The sequence below is a fragment of the Chitinophaga ginsengisoli genome (assembly GCF_003014595.1).
Classification (GTDB): Bacteria; Bacteroidota; Bacteroidia; order Chitinophagales; family Chitinophagaceae; genus Chitinophaga; species Chitinophaga ginsengisoli.
Map to the genome: position 1 here is coordinate 461,337 of NZ_PYGK01000002.1, position 16,660 is coordinate 477,996.

Genomic DNA, 16,660 nt, shown 5'->3' on the forward strand with positions numbered 1-16,660 from the left:
TATGAGCACTCCCAGATCTGCGCGTATAGCAACAGCAGTATTCTTTTTTATCTCCGGCTTTAGTTTTTCCAGCTGGGCATCCAGGATTCCGGATATCCAGCGCCGGCTGGCCTTAAATAAGGCCGAGCTGGGCTTCTTTCTACTGGCTTTACCAACCGGACTGGTACTCACTCTGCCCGTTACCGGATACCTGTTACAGCGATACAGCAGTCGTAATATCATGATGATAGGAGTATTGGTATTCAACCTGATGCTGGCACTTATTGGGGTTGTCAGCCTCCCCTGGCAACTGGGGCTGGTACTTTTCTGCTTTGGTTCTTCCCGGAACCTGATGAATATTTCTGTCAATGCACAATCTGTTGCCGTCCAGGCATTGTATAAACGCTCAATAATCACTACTTTTCATGGTGTATGGAGCATGGCTGGTTTCGCAGCGGCAGCACTCGGAGCGATTATGGTGGATTTCAGGATGGCGCCTTCCCGGCACTTTCTTTTTGTATCTCTGGCCATGACCATTATGGCATTCCTTGCCTTTCGCGACAGTCCTCATATGCCACCATCTCCGGACGCTAATACAAAACGCTTTATATGGCCCGACAACCATTTAATGAAATATGGGTTAATATCATTTGCCGTAATGGCTTGTGAGGGGACGATGTACGACTGGAGCAATATCTATTTTCAGGAGGCAGTACATCCACCTGAAAAACTGATTGCGGCAGGATATGTTATCTATATGATCGCAATGACTACCGGTCGGTTTACCGGCGACAGTCTGGTGAACAGACTGGGCGTGGCAACGATGATCAGGTATAGCGGCATACTGGTCCTTTGCGGGTTTATTGTATCAGCCCTCATGCCTTATACAATATCCACCAGCATCGGTTTCCTGATGATCGGATTCGGTGTATCCTGTGTGGTGCCGCTGGTACTGCGCATGGCGACACAGACAACCAGCATGAATAGCGGACCGGCGATAGCGGCAGTGTCTACCGTGGGATATATGGGTTTCCTGATAGTACCACCATTAATAGGCTTTATAGCAGAAGCTGCGGGATTACGCTGGGCATTTGCATTGATGGCAATGTTCGGTCTGCTGATCACTGTTTTGATCTTACAGATAAAGGAAACAGCACAAACAACTACATTAAAAGAAAGCATAAAAGCATAGGTATGAAAAAGCCTGGATGTATCATATTTGATTGTGATGGTGTATTAGTAGACAGTGAGGTATTAGGTGTAAAAGTATTGCTTGATATGGCATCCCATTATGGCGTTACCATGGATCTTCAGGAGGCTGTGGAGGAATTTAGCGGCATCCGTCTAAAAGAAGGTATCAGGATGCTGCAACAGAAGGCCAGCAGCCCTTTTCCGGAAGACTTTGAACAGGCATTCCGTGCCCGCTCCTATGAGATCTTTAAAACGGAGATGCGCCCGGTAAATGGTATTAAAGAAGTTCTCGATATCCTGGATATTCCGTTTTGTGTAGCGTCCAGTGGGCCGATAGAAAAAATGAAACTGAACCTGACCGTTACAGGATTGATCTCCTATTTTGAAAAGGGTAACAGGATGTTCAGTGGTTACGAGATCAACAGCTGGAAACCTGACCCTGGTATTTTTCTTCATGCCGCGGAAGTAATGGGCTTTTCTCCTGCTGAATGCGTTGTGATCGAAGATAGTAAAGCGGGAGTTATTGCCGCACATAGAGGAGGCTTCCGGGTATTTGGATATGCAAAACCTTTCAACGGTGAGGAGCTGAGAAAAGAAGGCGCTGCCGTTTTTTACGCCATGAAAGAACTTCCTTCCCTTCTTTCGCTTAACGATATCAGTAATCTTAGTACTTCGCCCTCTATTTAAAATAAAAGTATAAAAGAAAATGTCTGAATACCTGGTGTAAAGTCCCGATATTCAGACATTTCTTTTCTCCCCGGCTGTTAATCATGTCCTTCCACCTTAACGATTTTGTTGTATATGCCCATCAGCAGGAAGGGAGCAGCCCATTGCCCGATGAACAAACTGATATGTTTCTGTCTCAGGCATTGCAAAGCCAGTGAAAGTCCCATCGCTCCTACGGCTGCCCACAAAAAGGTGTCTGATGGTAATTTTGCCGTTTGCTTTTCTATTGCTTTTGCAACTGGTCCTTCTTCATGGCCCTGGTTGAGTATAGAATCCATAATACATGTTTTTAGGTGATACAATATGATTCATTACACTGTTAAAGCAATAAAACTATGCCAGCATCGGGCCGGTGGTATTTTTTTTGCGGCTCATTTAGCATAAATCATCTGATATGAAAAGCATACACTTCATCCTGATCATATCAGCCATACTCATCTATGGCTGTAAGAATAATAACAACGTAAAAAGCAGCAAGGAGGCTAGCAAAGACAGCACTAAAGCGATGGCAGAAAGCATGAACAATGTCAGTAATGCGGCTGTTGATTTTGCTACGAGTGCTGCCAGCAGTAATATGAAAGAAATAGCACTGGCGAATGCAGCACTTAAATATGCTAATTACAGCCGGTTGAAGGAATTTGCACAGAAGATAGCAGATACACATACAATGGCAAACAAAGATCTTCAGACAGCCTGTTATTCCGCCGGCGTTACCCTACCCTCCCGTCTTTCTAAATCAGACCAGGAAGAGGTGGATAAAGTGACCGGCAAAGAGGGTAAATCCTTTGACAGGGCCTTTATCAAAAAGATGGTCAGTGAACAGCAGAAAATAATGGAAAGACTGGATAATGCCGCCGCTACTATGAAGAACACTTCCTTACGAAATTATGCAGAGAAAACACTTCCGGTAGTAAAAGCGAACCTGGCAGATGCAAGAAATGTACTCGAAGATGTACGTAAGCGATATGATCCTACTCAGTGGGATGACGTGGATTCTTATCAATGATACGGTTCCCTTCACGGTCGTATTTCAGGGTCTGTACGTAGCGTTCTCCGCGCACGTTAAGATTGCTTTCTTTTGTACCCAACCTACATAGTTACCATGATGACTAATAGAAACAGGTACAGGGGAATAAGTGCAACGATTCAAGAGATAGGGTACGCCATCCTGGTTTTTTATCAGGCTTTTATCAGAGAACAGATGTACGGGTAAACTGCTTCCTGTATAGATATCGAGGTGATCGAGGAAGATGTCATGAGAGACCGCTACGGTGTGAATACAATTGTCATTGCGACGGCTGATAAAGGAATAGGTACAGGCCTCATATGATACATTGCCACAGGCGGCGCCTTCTTTATTGTCTGACAATGTACAGCTAAACTTTGCGGGGTTATATGTTCTGATGTTCGTAACGCGGTTAACAATCTTGTACGCAGCTTCTTTACAGCTCCAGAGCAGCCATACCATGTCTGATGGTATCGATGCGTGACAAATCATCTCCTGCTCGGTAGCTGTAAAGATCTTGCTGAGGTATCCTTTTCTCTGCCAGTTACTCTCCTGGCATGCGAGATTGAGATCTATGATATCGTTGCCGATCATTGCGCGCCTAATTTGGCCTCTATGATCTCTATGGCTGATTTTACATTCAACATGCGCTCCATCGATTCATTGTCGATCACAATATTGAATTGTTCTTCTACATCCAGGATCACGTCCACGAGGTTGGCGGAGTTGATCTTAAGATCATTGACGAAATCTGTATTTTCGTTAATGTTCAACAACGCTTCCTCATTCTTCGCATAGGGTTTTACGATCTCCCTTAATTGTGTTATCAGCGTTTCTTTATCCATTGGTTTTATTTATACTTCTTTAATATCACGCAGGCATTTACGTCACCAAAGCCAAAACTCGCTTTCGCGATCAAATTTAATTCTTTATAAACCAACTGCTGAGGTATTTTTTCGGGATCTATGATAGCGGTTATATCGGGATGCAGATCTTCACAGTTGATATTAGGGAACAGGAAACCTTCGTTCAGTTGTAATATGGCAGCCACCAGCTCTATACTGCCCGAAGCACTGAGACAATGACCGATCATACATTTCAGGGCATTGATATAAGGGAAGTCCTTTCCTCTTCTTCCCAATGCGGTGCTCCAATTCTCAACTTCCAGTGCATCCTTTCCGGTAGCTGTCAGGTGTCCGTTAATGGCATCTATCTCCTCCGGCTCTACGCCGGCCGCCTTAATAGCCTCCCGGATACAGCGTTGTACGGCTATACTGTTGGGTGCTGTCATAGACCCATCGCCTCTTTGTGCACCGGCGTTAATATGTCCGCCCAGTACTTCTGCATAAATGGGTGCCTTACGTTCCAGTGCACTGTCCAACGATTCCAGCACCAATGCCCCTGCGCCACTGCCGGGCACAAAGCCGCTGGCGGAAGCGCTCATAGGGCGGGAACCTGCAGCAGGATGATCGTTGTGCTTAAAAGTGCAGACCTTTAGTGCATCGAAACCGCCCCATATATAAGGCCCCGCATCACTGGTACTACCTGCCAGCATACGTTTGGCATGTCCGTTACGGATACGTTCATAAGCCATCAACACACTTTCTGCTCCTGTAGCGCAGGCAGATGAATTGGTACTTACCTGGTTGGCAAGGGCCAGTTTCCCACCCAGCCAGGCGCTGATACCGCTGGCCATCGTTTGCGGCACTACAGTACTACCCAGCCGGCGCACCTGCAAAGCATCCACTTTATAGATCGCTTCCCTTAATTTATCCACGCCTGCAGACCCGGCACCGAAGATGGTACCGCTATCCCAGTCAGGCGCCAGTTCGGCCCCCACAGGGAGTTGTGCATCCTTCCATGCGTCTATGCCTGCAATGAGCCCGTAAAGGATACCGTTGCTATTGAAATTCCTCAGTTCGAGGGCATCCAGGTATTGTAACTGCAATATTTCAGGCACGTCTGGTCTCCCTGCTATCTGACAGGAGAACTGTAATGCTGCCAGCTCCGGGTCATGCCGGATACCGGAGATACCTGCTTTAATCGCCTCTGTAAAAGCGGGGATGCCAACGCCATTTGGAGCTGCTACTCCCAGGCCTGTCACAACAACTCTTTTATTCATGTGGTTTGCTAATGATCATTCCGGCAATTGTGCCACTGCACACATCCTGCTGTGCTTCGTTTTTCAGGGTGACCCTGCACTTTAATTTTCCGAAACGGAAATATACCTTTTCTGCATAAACGGTTACTTTTTCTCCCGGGAATACGGGCCGCAGGAATGCTATTTCTGTGGATGTCAGTCCGAAGGTCATATTTTCCGCCAATACTTCATCGCCCAACAGATAAATGCCCAGGCAGACCAGTCCTGTCTGTGCCATCACTTCCGTTAGCAGTACACCTGGCGTAACAGGATATCCTTTGAAATGACCTTTATAACAGTCCATGTCTTCCCGGAAGGTAAAATATCCCTGTACTTTCTCACTGTCAATATAGTCCAATCCATCTACAAAGAGAAAGGGGGGCGCGAAGGGTAGTTTCTGCAGAATTGCTTGTGTTGTCATGCCTGACTGATATGTTCACCTCCATTCACCGGAATCACGGTCCCATTGATCCATGCAGCTTCATCTTTGCATAAAAGATAAACGGCATTGGCTACATCTTCAGGTGTAGTGAGACGATGAAAGGGGTTACGCTGTTTTGTATATGTAAGAATATCTTCACTGCCGGGGATGAGCTGCATAGAACGGGTTTCCGTCACGCCGGCCTGTATACAGTTAGCCCTGATGCCCAGCGGGGCAAATTCCAGGGCTATTTGACGGCTGATCGATTCCAGTGCGGCTTTGGCGGCTGCTACGGCGCCATAGTGTTTCCATGCCTTGCTGCTACCTTCGCTGGTAAAAGAGAGTACCCTGGCATCAGATGCGAAGAGCTGTTGCTGTACCAGCTCCTGTGTCCAGTCGTACAGGCTGATGGCCATGTTGTCAAGGGTAATGCGAAAGTCGTCGGTACTCAGCCTTGCGTTGTCACTGTTCATCGCTTTGAGGTTGCCTTTGGCAATACTATGTACGAGCGCTCTGACGCGGCCCTTTTCACCCATGGCCGACTTTAACGCCGTTAACACTTCCCCGCGCTTAACGGCATTAACGGCATCTGTATTAAATGCGAGCACTTGTACTCCGGAGTCTCTGATGGTGTCAACATCGTTGTTGATACGCTCCATGTCCACCCGGGTATCCCGGTGAATGATGCAAATGTTCATGCCGTGCAGGGCGAGTTTCCGGGCTGCTGCAAGACCTAAACCACTGCTACCACCGAGTATCACCGCCCAGTAATGATGTGATGCAAATTCCTTTACCATTGTAACAATATTCGCTGTGCGGAAAAGCCGGGTCCAAAGCTCAGCATCAGTCCCTTCTCTCCTGCCGGCACTCCTCTGTCCATAAAACGCTCCAATACATACAGTACGGTAGCGCTGGACATATTGCCGTATAAACGCAGTACTTCTTTCGTATCATCGATGTTCTTCCCCATGGCGCCAAACAACTCTTCCACGGTTTGAATGATCTTCTTTCCTCCGGGATGGAATATCAGATGCTCAATGTCTTCTATACGGTACCCATAACTATCCAGGAAAGGGTGTATAATAGCCGGAAAATGGGCTGCAATCGTATTGGGCACCTCTACATCCAGGACCATCTGTAAACCGGTATTAGTGAGCTTAAAACCCATTAAATGTTCGGCTTCATAGAAGTGGTACATCCCGTCTCCCAGCAGCTGCGGACCGCTGTCATCTTCATGGGAAGAAAGGATCGCACAGGCGGCGCCATCTCCGAAAATGGCTGCGCTTACGATATTGGGCATAGAATAGTCATCCAGCTGGAATGTAGCGGTAGGCGATTCTATGGCTATCACCGCCGCCCTTTTACCCGGATTGGCTTCCAGGAACCTTTTAGCGTAGATCATTCCGGAGATTCCTGCTGCACATCCCATTTCTGTTACCGGCAAACGTATGATATCCTGGCGTAGCTGCAAGAGATTGATCAGGTATGCGTCCAGTGAGGGGATCATGATGCCGGTACAACTGACGGTAATAATGTAATCCAGGGCATCTGCTTCAAGACCTGCCTTTTCCAATGCGTTCACCAGACATTGGCTACCCAGCTTAATCACTTCTCTTACATAAATGTCGTTCTTTTCTTCAAAGGAAGTATTGGTAAACACTTCCTCAGGGCTCATAATGGAATAGCGCCTGTCAACAGCTGCATTCTCAAAGATCTTTTTGACTTTTCTGGCAAAGCGGTCCTCCTGGCCGGACAACCAGATATCAAGAAAGGGCATGATCTCTTCCGTGCTTCTGGTATAAGGAGGTAAGGCTTTCGATACTGCTGTTATTTTAACGCTCATACATTAGTAATTATCCACTGATAACGGAAAGCCCATTTCCATCTGAGTGTATATTGCTTGAAATTTAATTTACGTGACAGTTCCTGTATTTCTTTTCTTTTAAATCCCCGCAGGATGGATATCAGCCCATCTTCCTTTGCCATCCCTCCCATTGCCATCAGCCTGCTGAAAAGCTGGAATAAACGGTATGCCAGTGCGCTTCTGTGCAGGTCATTAACGACAATACCAATTGTCGCATTTCTGCGGAAGAGTGACATGAGTTTCATGATCTGCCGGTCTTCAAAGTGGTGTAATGTAAGTGTACATAATACGATATCGTATTGCAATTCCCTGAATTTCTCTCCCAGAATATCCATACAATAGTAAGTGATTTCCGGATATTGTGCAGATAAAGTGCTCGCATAATTCACTGTATACTCATTTGCATCGATACCTACGAGCTTTACCCGCCAGCCTTTTTTACCAGCTATTCTGGCCACTGCACGCAGCATGTCGCCATTTCCACAACCGATATCGGCTATCGTCACTTCCTTCCCTGGCGCTACATCCTCCATTAGCATACTAACCCCTTCCAGCGTGATGCTATTTCCTCCCAACAGCTGATTAATACGCGCGATCTGGTCCAGCGTATTCCTGAGCGTCTCTCCCTCCATTTGAAAGTCATCCATGATCTCGGACGCGAGGGTTCTCTGACTGGTATTAACGAACATACGTAGTTTACGTTTTAAAAGGTTTTCCATGTGTCTGCCGGACAATGACAGGCAGCAGCCCCGGAAAAAGCATCAGGCTATTCATAACACCTGCTGCCAGCTCCTGTTTCCGGAAAACAGCAGACAGTAACTTGCCTGCCTGTATCCGTTTATTAAATTCTTTCTTCCAGCTCCTGGTATAACTCATTTCCAATTCCTGCCGGGAAGAGAGACGACCTGATAAGAAAGCCATTACATGTTCTGCAGCGATCTTTGCACTATGAATAGCCATTGCCATGCCGTTTCCACAAAGTGGATGTATAAGGCCGGCTGTGTCGCCTGTCATCAGGATATGACCATCCACTTTCTGCTTTTCCGCAAAAGACACCTGGCTGATGGTCAGCGGCCGCTCAAACAGCGGCCTGCTGTGTTCCAGCACTTCTTTCAGATGCGGATTACGGCAGAGCACTTCCTGCTGATGTACTGCTATATTTTTAAATCGCCTGAAGGTATCATAACTGACGAGGTAGCAGATATTGATGATATTATTCTCCACTTTGGAGACACCACAATACCCACCCATAAAATTATGCAGCGCAACCAGGCCGTCGGGGAAATCACCTTCATAGTGACTTTTAACTGCCAGCCAGGGAGACTTCGTAGTAGAAAAATCGCGTGCAAGCTGCTGGTCCAGGGCGGCCCTTTTTCCATAAGCACCTATGACAAAGCGTGCGGCAAGCTCCCGCCCCGAGGCTGTACTAACGGTAAACTGATCATTTTTGAAGGAGATATTGTTCACTGTATCTTCTTCCAATATTCCCCCGGCGGCCACCATCTGCTGCATCAGGAACTGGTCCAGCGCATAACGGCTGATGCCGAAGCCACCCAAAGGCAGCGCTGCTTCTACGCTTTTGCCAGAAATTGCCGAAATCTTCACCCGATTGATCCTGGCTGGCCGGAGTACCTCTGGATCTGCTCCCAACCATTGCAGGTAAGGCAACACCTCGTTGGAGATATATTCACCGCACACCTTATGTCTTGGAAACGGATTTTTTTCAATAACAATAACCCGTAACCCTGCACGTAGCAGGTGCAAGGCGCCGCATAACCCGGCCAATCCCCCTCCTACAATAATGACGTCAGCCTCCGGCATTTATTAACTGATTGATTTTAAGCACCCGAACATTCAAAGTCAAACTACATGTTGCAACAAGTGTACGTTATTTTCCTGACATGAAGAACGGGGCAGTATGAAATATCCGTTTGAGGCTTCCGAATTAATCCGGGGGTACATCCCCGCTCAGCCTATAGCCTGTCCTGGGGACTAATCTTGTTCCAGGTGGCCTATTCCTGCTACAGCTGCTTTACTGTTTATTTCAGTAGTGCGAACCGGGGCTAACAAGAAGGGCCGGCTTTCGCCGGCCCACTTCACCCTTATCTGATAAAACCATTGCCACTGTCTTCATTATAAGTACTCCACTGTGGGCTTCACCTGGTGCCGCGACGGCATTGACCTCCGTACTTCGGGACATGTTCAAACGTTTTAATGGTAAACAAAATCTCCAGATGGTCGTCTGTTATCTTCGGCTATAAACATGCCATACAACGCTTACTCTAAACGCTCTACTTTAACTGTTTCTCTTTTTACATACCTGTGTGGACAAGCTTTCCCTCTTACCGGAGCTGGCAATATATTCTTGCTGGCAGGCCGTCATGGCGTAATCTTTGAAGACATTCAGAAGTACCCTTGATTAGAATTTTTCACTTCACTAAACAGATCTGTATGCAAAAGACAAACATCAAACAAAGACCGGCCGATGAAAAAGGACCATTGAATGCCCGGCTGGCAGAGGATCAGGAAAATGACGAAGTAAATGATGTAGATAAGGACGCTGATCTGGCCGGCGATGAAGAAGAGGAACTGGATGATACTCCCGAGCTGGACGAAGAAGATCTGGAAGAAAATAACCTTTTAGAAGAAGACGCAGACAAAGTTCAATGGGATCCTCAAAAGGATACGAATAAGTAGTGTTACAGGGTGGTTCGTAATACTATGACAAACGGGGCAATAAGCGAGACGATCGCTTGTTGCCCTTATTGCTGAATTCACCATACTGAAAAACCGTTTCTTATGCACAAACCTGATTGTAATGCTGCCTCCCCGACTCAGCAGCATGTGTTGCAGCCAACAGTTTATCCTGTGACCCGAAGAAGAAGCAGATAAAACACCTGATAGATATCCTCCGTATAAGAGCATTGTTTTCTCATTAAAAAATAACCCGTCAATGGAGAAGAAAATCACTGTGGTGGTACCCACCTACAAACGCCCTGAATTACTGTCCCGTTGCCTGAGGGCATTAGAGGATCAGGAATTTGACAAAAGCGATTTTGATGTAATTGTCGTCAGCGATGGTCCGGATAAATATACCCGGCAACTAGCCTGCAGCTGGAAATATGCGGGGCTGATAGATGTAAAATATCTGATGATGCCTGTTAAAAAAGGTCCCGCTGCAGCAAGGAACGCCGGATGGCGTGCGTCAGATGCACCTATTATAGCTTTTACTGACGATGATACTATTCCTGATCCTTACTGGCTACAAAACATCTGGCAGACCTGGAAGGGAGAACCTGCCGTCGTATATACCGGACGTGTGGTCGTCCCGTTAAAAGGACGTCCTACTGACTATGAATGGAATACAGCGCAACTGGAGAAAGCAGACTTTGTAACGGCAAATTGCGCCTGTACACGCCAGGCATTGGAGATGGTGAACGGCTTTGACGAATCTTTTGAGACAGCCTGGCGGGAAGACAGTGATCTTGAATTCAGACTATTACAGCAGAATATTCCCATTTATCATCTTACAAACGCCATTGTACTGCACCCTGCACGTAAGGCCCACTGGGGAGTAAGTATACGCGAACAGCGGAAGAATATTTTCAATGCATTACTATATAAAAAATTCCCCAAAATGTATAGGGAGAGGATCCAGCGCAGACCCGCATGGAACTACTACCTGATGATCTGTTGTTTTCTGCTGGGTGGCATTCTGGTACTCTATGGGGCATACACCGCATCAATTGTATTATTTGGTGCATGGTTATTGATGATTGGTCTCTTTGCAGGCAAGCGATTAAAACACACTTCGCATACTGCGTCACATATTCTTGAAATGATCGTTACATCTGCTGCCATTCCATTTGCGGCTACATATTGGAGCCTTTACGGAGCATGGCGCTATAAAGTACTTTATCTGTAAAATGATGCCTGAATCAATTCATAAGATTGCGGTATTCCGCGCATTACAATTAGGAGACATGTTATGTACAGTGCCGGCATTACGTGCCTTACGCACGGCATTTCCCGAAGCACACATTACATTACTGGGATTACCCTGGGCAGCTTCCTTTGTAGAAAGGTTCTCCAAATACCTGGACGCCTTTGTACATTTTCCGGGTTATCCCGGATTACCAGAACAGCCCGTAGTGCCTGAACAGTTCCCGTTGTTCCTGACAGCCATGCAGGAACAACGGTTCGACCTGGTATTGCAGATGCAGGGTAACGGTGCTATTGTTAACCCTATGATCGCGTTAATGGGTGGACGATATACGGCCGGTTACTGGCGACAGGAAGACGGTTGCCCGGATGCCGGCCTTTTCCTCGAATATCCTGAGGATGTGTCAGAAATAGAACGCCACCTGCTATTGATGGAATACCTTGATATTCCCAGGCAGGGCACTTACCTGGAGTTTCCCATTACCGCAAAAGACATGGGGGACTTTAATCGGTTGGACCTTCCGCTGGAAGCACAGGAATACCTGTGTGTACATCCAGGCTCAAGAGGTAGCTGGCGTCAATGGCCTCCACATATGTTTGCTGCTATGGCTGATGAATTTGCAGAGAAGGGATGGAAAATAGTACTGACAGGTACTGGGGACGAACGTCCTCTTACTGAGGCTGTAGCGGGACTGATGAAGCATAAATCCATCAATACTGCCGGACTCACTACACTAGGTAGCCTGGGAGTGCTCATTAAAAATGCACGTGCACTTTTGTCCAATTGTACCGGGGTATCTCATATGGCGGCTGCCTTTGAAACACCCAGCGTCATTATCAGCATGGATGGGGAACCCGTCCGTTGGGCGCCATTAAATAAACAATTGCATTATACAATAGACTGGACGACTGAGCCGGATTATGAGATCGTGTTAAGAAAGGGCATGCGGCTCCTCGAAGCTACCTGAAGAGGCAGCAGTGAGTGCTAACATGGCCTGGGTCATCTTTGCAATTTTATCTGGCGTAGCTAACGGCAGTTTCTCTGCAGAGAAAGAGCGGTATACATATTTCACTACTTCGTTCTTACTCTGCAGAGGCGCCGGCACGTCGAAGTAAAGTACCTTATTGGTAACACGCCAGGGTGTATGCTGGGGGTTGGTCAATGCATATAATACCAGTACAGGAGTATGTACTGCTGCCGCTATATGTACAGTACCAGTATTGACAGACAGTAATAAGGGCGCATGTTTTATCAGTATGGTCAACTCTGCCAGGTCAAATAGTCCTGCTGCAGCAAAGGCACGGTTGCCTATTCCTGCAGCCATTTCACCTGCCTCTTCTGCATTGTTCTTCCCTGTTATCAGTATCTGGCAATTAGTAGCGGCTTTTATTTTTCGTCCTGCAGTTATCCAATCCCTCACCGGATACCTGCGTTTCTGTTCTGAGACTTCAGGATGCAGGACTATCCACGGCTTCCGTGGATCAAGTCCCAGCAGCAATAATTTTTCACATACTGCCGGCCATAGTATTTCCTTTGCCTGGATACTCAGGTGCTGATCTTCCGTGGCAGCCCCTATCCGAGCCACCAGTTCAAGATCGCGCGTTACCTGGTGCCTGATGCAGGTATACGGCTCTTCGTCAGGTACCCAATGCGTCAGTAACTGGTATGGATTCTCGCGACAGTAAGCCAATCTGAGCGGGATTTCTGCCAGATATGCCAGCATAATGGACGGCATCGGGTTCTGGCTATATACGGTGAAGATAACGGCGGCATCAAACCTACCTTCCCTCAGTTTCTTTACAAGCCGATAGAATTGGGCCGGATCAGGCACTCCTGTAGTCTGTACCCAGGGTACGTCAAATACAATTGCTTCATCTATTTCCGGTATTTCCGGCACTGCTGCTGCACCCAGAGAGGAGACGAGAACTGTAATATGACAGTTGAATGATTGCTTCAGTGCCCTGATAGCAGGTGTGCTCATCAACAGGTCTCCTATATTATCCGGCCGTATACAAAGTATACGACGACATTTCTTCCATTCATTTTCCATTATCCTTCCGCTACTTTTAGAGCAGGTGTCGTATAAATTCGTTTGATGATAAGTGTGGTAGAACGGTCCGGTACGAGTGGCAGTAACACCACTTCACCTCCAAACTCCTCTACCGCTGTTGCTTCCGGCAGAGATTCCCTGCTATAATCACCGCCTTTGGCAAAGATGGCTGGCCTGATGATACGGATCAATGATTCCGGTGTATCATCCTGCCCGCTCCCGAATGCAATTACATGCGCCACCGCACCGAGGCCGGCCAGCACCTGCACACGGTCGTTCAGATGATTAATGGGTCTCTCTGGTCCCTTTAACCGTTTAATACTTTCGTCGGTATTGACTCCTACAATAAGGATATCTCCCAGCGAGGCTGCCCTCTCCAGATAACTGACATGCCCACTGTGCAGGATATCAAAACAGCCGTTAGTAAACACGATCTTCTTCCCTTGTGACTTATACATCTCGCAAAGTGCCTCCAGTTCTTCCACATCCCGGATGTATTTATCCTTCATGGAGAAATACGCCATTAACTCTGATTGTTTACAGTGTGCAGTATTATTCTTCCGGATAGCTACAGTTGCAGCCGCTCCTGCTATTTCAGCGGCAGTCGGTGCATTGGCGCCTGCAAGACTAGCCAGTGTAAAGGCGCTGACATATGTATCTCCTGCACCTGATACATTCGGATTGCTGACTGCACGCGCTGCTGTATGACAAAGCAGTTTATCTTCCAGGAAGATAAGGGCTCCTTCCTCATCCAGGGTCACTGCTGTAACAGCAGCTCCTGTCACCGCATATATGGCCTCACCCATTTCTTCCAGTTGCTGTGCCTTGGAACATGGTTGCTCAGGCAACTCCAGCATGGCCATCATCTCCCTGAAATTAGGCTTTGCCAATGCTGGTTGTAAGCCTTTATACTGTTGCAGCTTCCTGGCATCTACAGCAACGAACTTCGGATGCTGTTGATTTAACCGTTCCAATGCGGCAATAATACCGGGCGTGAGTAATCCCTTATTATAGTCAGCGATCACAATAGCATCATGCAAAGGGAACTCCCTTTCCAGTACGGCTATCAGCTGTGCTTCACAGGCACTGTCAAGCGGTACCTCTGTTCCTTCATCATAGCGGGTCAATAACTGTTGTCCGGCAATCACGCGTGTTTTAATCATCGTGGTCCGTGTGTCACAGCGGATCACCTCATCCCGGATACCTTCTTTTTGCAACAGCTCACCGGCCAGTTCTGCGCCATAGTCGTTTCCTACAAGACTGACGAAGGTAACTGATGCTCCCAGATGGCGCAGGTTTGCCGCTGTATTCGCTCCTCCCCCGAGCACTGATGTATGTGAACTGATATCCACTACAGGCACGGGTGCTTCCGGCGATAAACGGGTGCTGGCGCCTCTCAGATAAGTATCGATCATCAGGTCGCCCAGTACCAATACAGCAGGCTGCATAAAAGCTTTGATCAACGTTTGATATATAAGTTCCATGTTTCGAATTTTGCTGTAGCGTGTTTCACAATAAGCCGGGCAGCCTCCAGCATGTCATTTGCTATATGTGCAGGTTTATTATAGTCATTCGTTTCCCATACCGTCTCATTCCCGTTGTTCAGCAGTACCGACCGGCAACCGGCACGATTACCTGCTTCCACATCGTTCAATATATCTCCTATCATCCATGATCCGGGAAGGAATATATCCATTTCCTCAGCTGCCTGCAGCAGCATACCGGGCAATGGTTTCCGGCAATCGCATCTGAGGGCGTAGGGTGTTATTTTTCCTGCGGGATGATGAGGGCAGTAATAAAACCCATCTAATGTTATTCCTCCTTCCTGCAGTAGTTCCCGTACCCTGGCAATAACAGGCAGCATATCCTCTTCTCTGAAATATCCATGCGCAATACCTGCCTGGTTGGAAACAACGATCAGCGCATAACCTTTCTCCTGCAGCAGGCGCAAACCTTCCAGAGCGCCATATTCCAGTACTATTTTGTCAGGATCTGCATTGTAGGGCACGTTACTGATCAATGTACCATCCTTGTCGATAAATACCGCTTTTCTCATATGGAGACACTTTCTTCTTCTGTTCTAAAGTTCCTGGGATATGATATATCATTATTCCCGATAATTCCTTCATATACCGCCTGCATATCCCTGGCCACCAGTTCCCAGGTGAACAGTTTATTCACCCTTCTGAGTGCGTTATTTCCCATTTCTCTTAAGATAGCCGGTGATTGAAGCAGCGTGGTGATCTTGCGTGCCAGCGCTTCCGGGTCTTTGGGTGGTACCAGCGCGCCACTGTGCCCGTCTGCCACGCTGTATTTTATTCCTCCTACCTTGCTGCCGATCACGGGCGTACCACATGCCATGGCTTCCAGCGGTGTGATACCAAAAGGCTCATACCATGGCGTTGTAATGAAGATATCTGCGGCAGTATAGTAGTACTTCAATTCCTGCCGGGATTTCTGTCCAAGGAAATATACCTTATCACTGATTTTCAAATCACTGGCCAGTTGTTTCAGACGTGTCAGTTCCTTTGCAGTATCCACATCACCTCCTACTATAAGTAGTCTTACGTTTGAACTTCTGCATCTTGCCTTTGCCAATGCCATGATCACATTGTCCACGCCTTTCCTGGGTACCATACGCCCCAGTTGCAACAGCACCTTTTCATCATAAGGTATTCCCAATAAAGAACGGGCAACGGATTTATTCACCGGATAAAGCTCTTCTACATTCACGCCACAGGGGATGACGGTGATCTTTTCTGCGGGTGCATGGTAATAGGTCATGAGGTCTTCCCTATCCTGCGGACATTCGGCAACGATCACACGTGCTTCTCTTACAGCTTCCTCCTCTATAGCGAGGCGCTCTTTCGGGAACTGGTCGTTGTCTCCCTGGTGAATACGGCGGATGTGCCCTAATGCATGAAAAGTAACCACGAAAGGTATACCCAGTTCTCTCTTCAGCGCCATCGCCACCCATGCAGACATAAAGAAGTTGGCATGTATCAGTTCGTAGGTTATCTGTTCTTCCTGCATGAACCGCAGCATATCTGCTTTAAAAGCTGGCATGTATTGCAGCAGCGTCTCCTTCGGAATATCTTCTGCGGGCCCGGCATTCACATGTATGATCCTTATCTTATCGCCGAAGGATACTACTTCCGGCAGTTCCTTATCCTCCCGTCTTGTAAAGATGTCTATCTGGTAATCCATCGTGGCCAGCTGCTTAGCCACTTCTCCTACATATACATTCTGGCCGCCGGCATCTGCACCTCCCAAAGCGGCCAATGGTGAAGCATGTTCACTAATGAACGCTATTCTCTTTCCCATATACTTATTTTTAAGA

The 16,660-nt window shown here is 47.4% G+C and carries 19 protein-coding genes; 6 read left to right on the plus strand and 13 right to left on the minus strand.

Annotated elements, in window-relative coordinates:
• The first annotated feature begins 1 nt into the window (after window position 1).
• Complete coding sequence (locus CLV42_RS06415) at window positions 2-1,171, plus strand: MFS transporter (RefSeq protein WP_106601066.1); 1,170 nt, start codon at window positions 2-4, stop codon at window positions 1,169-1,171.
• Between the two features lie 2 nt (window positions 1,172-1,173).
• The gene (locus tag CLV42_RS06420) at window positions 1,174-1,857 is read left to right on the plus strand and encodes an HAD-IA family hydrolase (protein WP_106601067.1); all 684 of its coding nucleotides are present in this window, start codon (window positions 1,174-1,176) and stop codon (window positions 1,855-1,857) included.
• A gap of 77 nt (window positions 1,858-1,934) precedes the next feature.
• On the opposite strand, the gene CLV42_RS06425 is transcribed toward CLV42_RS06420, so the two are convergent.
• A complete protein-coding gene (locus CLV42_RS06425; RefSeq protein ID WP_106601068.1) occupies window positions 1,935-2,174 on the minus strand; it encodes a hypothetical protein in 240 nt (79 codons plus the stop codon).
• Window positions 2,175-2,290: 116 nt separating this feature from the next.
• Here CLV42_RS06425 and CLV42_RS06430 point away from each other — a divergent pair, with 116 nt between their 5' ends.
• Window positions 2,291-2,902 carry a DUF4142 domain-containing protein gene (locus CLV42_RS06430; RefSeq protein ID WP_106601069.1) on the plus strand — a complete coding sequence of 204 codons (612 nt, stop codon included), beginning with the start codon at window positions 2,291-2,293 and terminating at the stop codon, window positions 2,900-2,902.
• A gap of 24 nt (window positions 2,903-2,926) precedes the next feature.
• Here CLV42_RS06430 and CLV42_RS06435 read toward each other — a convergent pair whose 3' ends face one another.
• From CLV42_RS06435 to CLV42_RS06470, 8 genes are read right to left on the minus strand one after another with little or no spacing between them, the layout of a single operon-like run.
• A complete protein-coding gene (locus CLV42_RS06435; RefSeq protein WP_106601070.1) occupies window positions 2,927-3,496 on the minus strand; it encodes a 4'-phosphopantetheinyl transferase family protein in 570 nt (189 codons plus the stop codon).
• Window positions 3,493-3,747 (minus strand): acyl carrier protein, encoded by a 255-nt coding sequence (locus tag CLV42_RS06440; protein ID WP_106601071.1) that lies wholly within the window; start codon window positions 3,745-3,747, stop codon window positions 3,493-3,495. The genes CLV42_RS06435 and CLV42_RS06440 overlap by 4 nt, the downstream gene beginning before the upstream one ends.
• A 5-nt stretch (window positions 3,748-3,752) precedes the next feature.
• Complete coding sequence (locus tag CLV42_RS06445; RefSeq protein ID WP_106601072.1) at window positions 3,753-5,024, minus strand: beta-ketoacyl-[acyl-carrier-protein] synthase family protein; 1,272 nt, start codon at window positions 5,022-5,024, stop codon at window positions 3,753-3,755.
• Complete coding sequence (locus CLV42_RS06450) at window positions 5,017-5,463, minus strand: 3-hydroxyacyl-ACP dehydratase FabZ family protein (RefSeq protein WP_106601073.1); 447 nt, start codon at window positions 5,461-5,463, stop codon at window positions 5,017-5,019. Before CLV42_RS06450 ends, CLV42_RS06445 begins: the two co-directional genes overlap by 8 nt.
• Entirely contained in the window at window positions 5,460-6,260 is an 801-nt protein-coding gene (locus tag CLV42_RS06455; protein WP_106601074.1) for an SDR family oxidoreductase, read from the minus strand. Before CLV42_RS06455 ends, CLV42_RS06450 begins: the two co-directional genes overlap by 4 nt.
• Window positions 6,254-7,306: a type III polyketide synthase gene (locus CLV42_RS06460; RefSeq protein WP_106601075.1), complete on the minus strand. Its 1,053-nt coding sequence runs from the start codon at window positions 7,304-7,306 to the stop codon at window positions 6,254-6,256. The genes CLV42_RS06455 and CLV42_RS06460 overlap by 7 nt, the downstream gene beginning before the upstream one ends.
• Window positions 7,303-8,016 carry a methyltransferase domain-containing protein gene (locus CLV42_RS06465; RefSeq protein ID WP_106601076.1) on the minus strand — a complete coding sequence of 238 codons (714 nt, stop codon included), beginning with the start codon at window positions 8,014-8,016 and terminating at the stop codon, window positions 7,303-7,305. Before CLV42_RS06465 ends, CLV42_RS06460 begins: the two co-directional genes overlap by 4 nt.
• A 7-nt stretch (window positions 8,017-8,023) precedes the next feature.
• Entirely contained in the window at window positions 8,024-9,148 is a 1,125-nt protein-coding gene (locus CLV42_RS06470; protein ID WP_106601077.1) for an NAD(P)/FAD-dependent oxidoreductase, read from the minus strand.
• A gap of 630 nt (window positions 9,149-9,778) precedes the next feature.
• Here CLV42_RS06470 and CLV42_RS06475 point away from each other — a divergent pair.
• The 3 genes from CLV42_RS06475 to CLV42_RS06485 all read left to right on the plus strand — a co-directional run bounded on the left by CLV42_RS06475 (window position 9,779) and on the right by CLV42_RS06485 (window position 12,237).
• On the plus strand, window positions 9,779-10,024 hold the full coding sequence (locus CLV42_RS06475; RefSeq protein ID WP_106601078.1) for a hypothetical protein: 246 nt from the start codon (window positions 9,779-9,781) through the stop codon (window positions 10,022-10,024).
• Between the two features lie 256 nt (window positions 10,025-10,280).
• Window positions 10,281-11,252 (plus strand): glycosyltransferase family 2 protein, encoded by a 972-nt coding sequence (locus tag CLV42_RS06480; RefSeq protein WP_106601079.1) that lies wholly within the window; start codon window positions 10,281-10,283, stop codon window positions 11,250-11,252.
• Window positions 11,253-11,256: 4 nt separating this feature from the next.
• Window positions 11,257-12,237, plus strand: a complete 981-nt coding sequence (locus tag CLV42_RS06485; protein WP_106601080.1) for a glycosyltransferase family 9 protein — start codon at window positions 11,257-11,259, stop codon at window positions 12,235-12,237.
• Here the strand turns inward: CLV42_RS06485 and CLV42_RS06490 are convergent.
• Genes CLV42_RS06490 through CLV42_RS06505 form a run of 4 tightly spaced genes read right to left on the minus strand, consistent with a single transcriptional unit; the run spans window position 12,202 to window position 16,644 of the window.
• Window positions 12,202-13,320, minus strand: a complete 1,119-nt coding sequence (locus tag CLV42_RS06490) for a glycosyltransferase family 9 protein (protein WP_106601081.1) — start codon at window positions 13,318-13,320, stop codon at window positions 12,202-12,204. The genes CLV42_RS06485 and CLV42_RS06490 overlap by 36 nt on opposite strands.
• On the minus strand, window positions 13,320-14,804 hold the full coding sequence (gene rfaE2, locus CLV42_RS06495) for a D-glycero-beta-D-manno-heptose 1-phosphate adenylyltransferase (protein WP_106601082.1): 1,485 nt from the start codon (window positions 14,802-14,804) through the stop codon (window positions 13,320-13,322). The genes CLV42_RS06490 and rfaE2 overlap by 1 nt, the downstream gene beginning before the upstream one ends.
• Window positions 14,780-15,376: a D-glycero-alpha-D-manno-heptose-1,7-bisphosphate 7-phosphatase gene (locus CLV42_RS06500; protein ID WP_106601083.1), complete on the minus strand. Its 597-nt coding sequence runs from the start codon at window positions 15,374-15,376 to the stop codon at window positions 14,780-14,782. The genes rfaE2 and CLV42_RS06500 overlap by 25 nt, the downstream gene beginning before the upstream one ends.
• A complete protein-coding gene (locus CLV42_RS06505; protein ID WP_106601084.1) occupies window positions 15,373-16,644 on the minus strand; it encodes a glycosyltransferase family 4 protein in 1,272 nt (423 codons plus the stop codon). Before CLV42_RS06505 ends, CLV42_RS06500 begins: the two co-directional genes overlap by 4 nt.
• Window positions 16,645-16,660: the final 16 nt, after the last annotated feature.